This is a genomic window from Kitasatospora sp. NPDC093806 (assembly GCF_040683335.1).
Classification (GTDB): domain Bacteria; phylum Actinomycetota; class Actinomycetes; order Streptomycetales; family Streptomycetaceae; genus Kitasatospora.
On record NZ_JBFBDO010000233.1, the window covers coordinates 1 to 3,886 of the forward strand.

Sequence of the window (3,886 nt, forward strand, 5' to 3'; positions counted from 1 at the left end):
CCGCGAACCGCCGGTCCTGGCGGACCGTCTCGGCGGCGGCCGCACCGCCCATCGAGTGCCCGAGCACGCCGATCCGGCGCGGGTCGGCGCACGGCCTCGGCGGCCTGCCAGGCGGAGTGCAGGGTGCGGGCGTCGGTGAGTTCGCGGCGCAGCGCGGCGGCCTCGGTGGTGGCGGCGGCCAGGGCCAGGGTGGCGTGCCGGTGGGTGAGTTCGGCGGCGATCAGGGTGTGCCGGGTGCGGTCGGTCTCGGCGGCGGTGACGGCGCTCGCGGCGGCGGCGACCTCGACGGCGAGGTCCTGGGCGCGGTCGCGTTCGCCGGTGGCGCGCGAGCCGAGGGCGTGGGCGAGGCGGCGGGCGCGGCGTTCGGCGGTGCGGTGGGCCTCGCGGACGCCCTCGCGGGCGGTGGTGGACTCGGCGATGCGCTCCAGCAGTTCCAGCGAGCCGGCGGTGAAGTCGCGTTCGGCGGTGAGTTCGGAGCGCAGGCCGAGCTTGGCGGCGAAGCCGTGGACGAGGTCGGCGAGGCCGTCGGTGTCCCGGGTGTCGGTGACGGCGCGCAGCAGCAGGTCGGTGAAGTCCTTGTCCTGCTTGACCGCGAAGAGGCCGGCCGCCTCGCCCTCGTCGGCGTTCATCTCGCGCTGGTAGCGGAAGAGTTCGGGGTCGAGGCCGAGTTCGCCGAGGTGCTCGGTCCAGCGGTCGTGCCCGTCCTCGAAGACCAGGTCGAGGTGCGGGTGGGCCTTGCCGGCCTCGGTGAGGGCGTCCCGGAAGCCCTTCATGGTGCGGCGGCGGCCGCGGGCCTTCTGGTCGCCGGCCAGGCTGACCCGTTCGGCGACCGGGAGGGAGTCCAGGGTGAGGCCGGGGCCGGGGCGGAAGGAGTACCAGGTCTCGGCGAACTTGCGCGGGTCGGAGGAGACCTGGCGGCCGCGCCACTCGCTGACCTTGCCGACCACGATCGGTTCGCCGGTGACGGTGTGCTGCCACTCCAGGGCGACGTGGCCGCAGTCGTCGGCGAGCAGGAACTTGCGGAGCACGCCGGAGCTGGCGCCGCCGAGGGTGTTGCGGTGGCCGGGCAGCATGACCGAGAAGATCAGCTTGAGCAGGACGGACTTGCCGCCGCCGTTCTCCAGGAAGAGCACGCCGGCCGGGGCGGGGCGGCGGACCGGGCCGTCCGGCTCCTCGCCGAACAGGCCGATCTGCTGGGGGGCCGGGTCGGCGACCGGATCGCCGACGCCGCGCAGGTCGAGCACCGTGTCGGCGTAGCGGGCGCCGGCCGGTCCGATCGAGTAGAGGCGGACCCGGTTGAGCTCGTACATGTGCGGCGGTTCTCCAGGAGGCGGGTGGGTTCGGAGGGTCTGATCCGGTGGGGGCCGGTGGGGCCGGGCCGGTGGAGCTGGTCCGGTGGGGCGTCAGAGCGAGTGGAACGGCAGGCCCGCGTCGGCGACCAGCTCGTCCCCGGTGTCCGGGGGCAGCAGCGAGGCGGTGCCGTCGGAGACCGGGACGATGCCGAGGTCGAGCAGCTCGGCCATGGCGGCGCTGCCGGCCAGGTCGCGGACCTGGAGCTGGTAGCGGGCGGTGGTGCGGTAGGTGCCGCCGGCGTCGTCCGAGACCTTCTGCAGGAAGCCGGAGTCGACCAGGAACAGCACCGCCTTGGCGACGATGCCGATGGTGGAGCCGGAGAGCCGGCGGGCGTCCTTGGTGGCGCCGGTGGCGGTGCGCCGGGCCCAGACCCGCCAGGCGGCCTCCAGGCCGGGGGCGTCGCTCTGCGGGTCGGTGTTGGCGCCGTCGGCGGCGGCCTGCTCCTCCAGCCGGCGGCAGGCCTGGCGGACGAAGGAGTCGACGCCGTTGACGGTGATCCGGCCGAGGTAGCCGTCGTCGGCGAGGTCCTCGGGGCGGGGGAAGGCCATCGCGGCGACGGCCAGGTGGGCCAGGCCGTGCAGGAAGCGGTCGGTGGACTCGGAGGCGGCGCGGCGCGAGTAGTCGCCCATCCGGACGGCGAAGACGGAGTCCTCGGCGGCGGCGACGGCCATGCCGGCGCGCGGGGAGACCTCCAGCACGACCAGGCCCATGCCGGTGGCGACGGCGTCGGCGAGCCGGGCGAACGGCGGGTCCTCACGGTGGCGGCGGACCAGTTCGGCGTACTCGGCGTCGCGGGCCGGGAGCAGCTTGGCCTGGAGGCCGAAGGAGACCAGCCGGGCGGCGTCGGCGACGTCGGCCGGGGTGATCGGCGCGGGGGCGGCCGGTTCGGTCTCGGGCGCCCAGGACGTGTCGTGGTGGGTCGTCACGGGCGGTGCTCCTCGGGGGCGTTACGGGGGTCTGCGGGTGGTGTGCTGGTGGTGGAGGCGGGACGGGCCGGGGTCAGCCGGCGTCCTTGCGGTCGGCGGCCATGCCGACCGCGTCGAGCAGGGCGCTGCCGACGATGAGGTCGGCGCCGCCGAACTCGCGGTCGTGCAGCGGGGTGCCGTCGTCGACCGCGAAGAGCAGCCGCTCCTCGCCCTGCCGGTAGGCGGTGCCGACCGGCGGGCTGGCCGCGTGCACGGCCAGCAGGGCGACCAGGTACGGGAGCTCCGGGTCCTGCGCGCGGGCCTCGGCGAGCAGGCCGGAGAGCCGGCGCGGCGCGTCGGCGGGCAGGTCGAGCAGGTCGAGGGCCGCCTCCAGCTGCGCCTCGGAGAACCGGCTGTCGTCGGGGGTGGCGACCAGGTCCGGGTCGGGCAGCTCGGCGCCGAGGTGCTCGCGTTCGACCGGCGGGGTGAGCAGCAGGTCGACCAGGTCGGTGACGCGGACCGAGACGGGGGTGCGCAGGCCGGTGCCGCGGGCGAAGAAGGCGCCGGTGGGCCGGACGGCCTGCTCTATCGGGAGCCGCAGCACGGGGGCGAGCAGCTGGCCGTAGAGGTCGATGCCGCTGCGGGCGCCGGGGGTGGCGAAGGCCTGCCGGTCCTGCTCGGCGCGGAACAGCGGGCCGGCCTCCAGCAGGCGGGTCTGAAGCTGGGTGTGCCGGCGGATGCAGTCCTTGACGATGTCCACCAGCTCGGCGGCGCGGCGCTTGTGCTCGGGCTCCTCGGCCTCGTCCCGGGCCTTGCGGATGTTGGTGAGAATCGCGTTCTCGTGCCGGTAGCGGTCGGCGATGTGGTCGAGCGCCTCGTCGATGAGGTCCGGGATGGCCTGCATCCAGTCGACGGCGCGGACGTTGCGACGGGTGGCGTCGAGGGCGCGGCGCAGCGTCTCGGCGTACTGCACGGTGCGGTAGCGGGCCTGCTCGGCGGCGAGCTGGGCGTCGGCCAGCCGGCCGCGCCGGATCAGCACCTCCAGCTTGACCTCGGCGGCGATCTGGGCCGAGGTGACGTCGGTGTCCAGCGCGCCGACCAGGACGTTGACCGCCTCGTCGGTGGTGCGCAGGTAGACGCCGCCGTCGGGGCCCGGGACCTCCTCGATCAGCTTGAAGTCGTAGTCGCGGCGGACGTAGTCGCCGTCGGCGTTGAAGGTGCCGTAGACGGCGCGGAAGCCGCGGTCCACGCTGCCGACGTTGATCAGCGACTCCAGCACCCAGCGGCCGACCCGCTGGTGCTCGGCGGTGGAGCGGCCGGGCGCCTGGGCGGCGACCCGGGGCAGCATCCGGGCGAGCACGGTGTCCCGGTCGGCGCCGGTGTCGAAGTCCATGTTGAGGGTGACCAGGTCGATCGCGGCGAGCCCGACCTCGGCCATCGCGTAGCCGCCGTACTCGCCGGCCAGCATGACCTTGCGGCTGTCCAGGTCGTGCAGCGGCGCGGTGCAGGCCAGCGCCTTGAGCCGACGGGCCAGGCCCTCGTCGGCGGCGGGGCCAGCGCGGCGGCGTGCCGGGGGCCGGCCGGGAGGTCGGCGACGGCCCAGCCGGGCGGACGGCGGGCGGGGTCGG

General features: G+C 75.5%; 2 protein-coding genes and 1 pseudogene. All 3 read right to left on the reverse strand.

Going from position 1 to position 3,886, the window contains the following annotated elements:
- Window positions 1-1,310, reverse strand: a pseudogene (locus AB0N76_RS39505) (hypothetical protein); the annotation flags it as partial.
- 93 nt (window positions 1,311-1,403) lie between these two features.
- Window positions 1,404-2,279 carry a hypothetical protein gene (locus AB0N76_RS39510; protein ID WP_363565691.1) on the reverse strand — a complete coding sequence of 292 codons (876 nt, stop codon included), beginning with the start codon at window positions 2,277-2,279 and terminating at the stop codon, window positions 1,404-1,406.
- Window positions 2,280-2,352: 73 nt separating this feature from the next.
- Window positions 2,353-3,861: a hypothetical protein gene (locus tag AB0N76_RS39515; RefSeq protein ID WP_363565692.1), complete on the reverse strand. Its 1,509-nt coding sequence runs from the start codon at window positions 3,859-3,861 to the stop codon at window positions 2,353-2,355.
- Window positions 3,862-3,886: the final 25 nt, after the last annotated feature.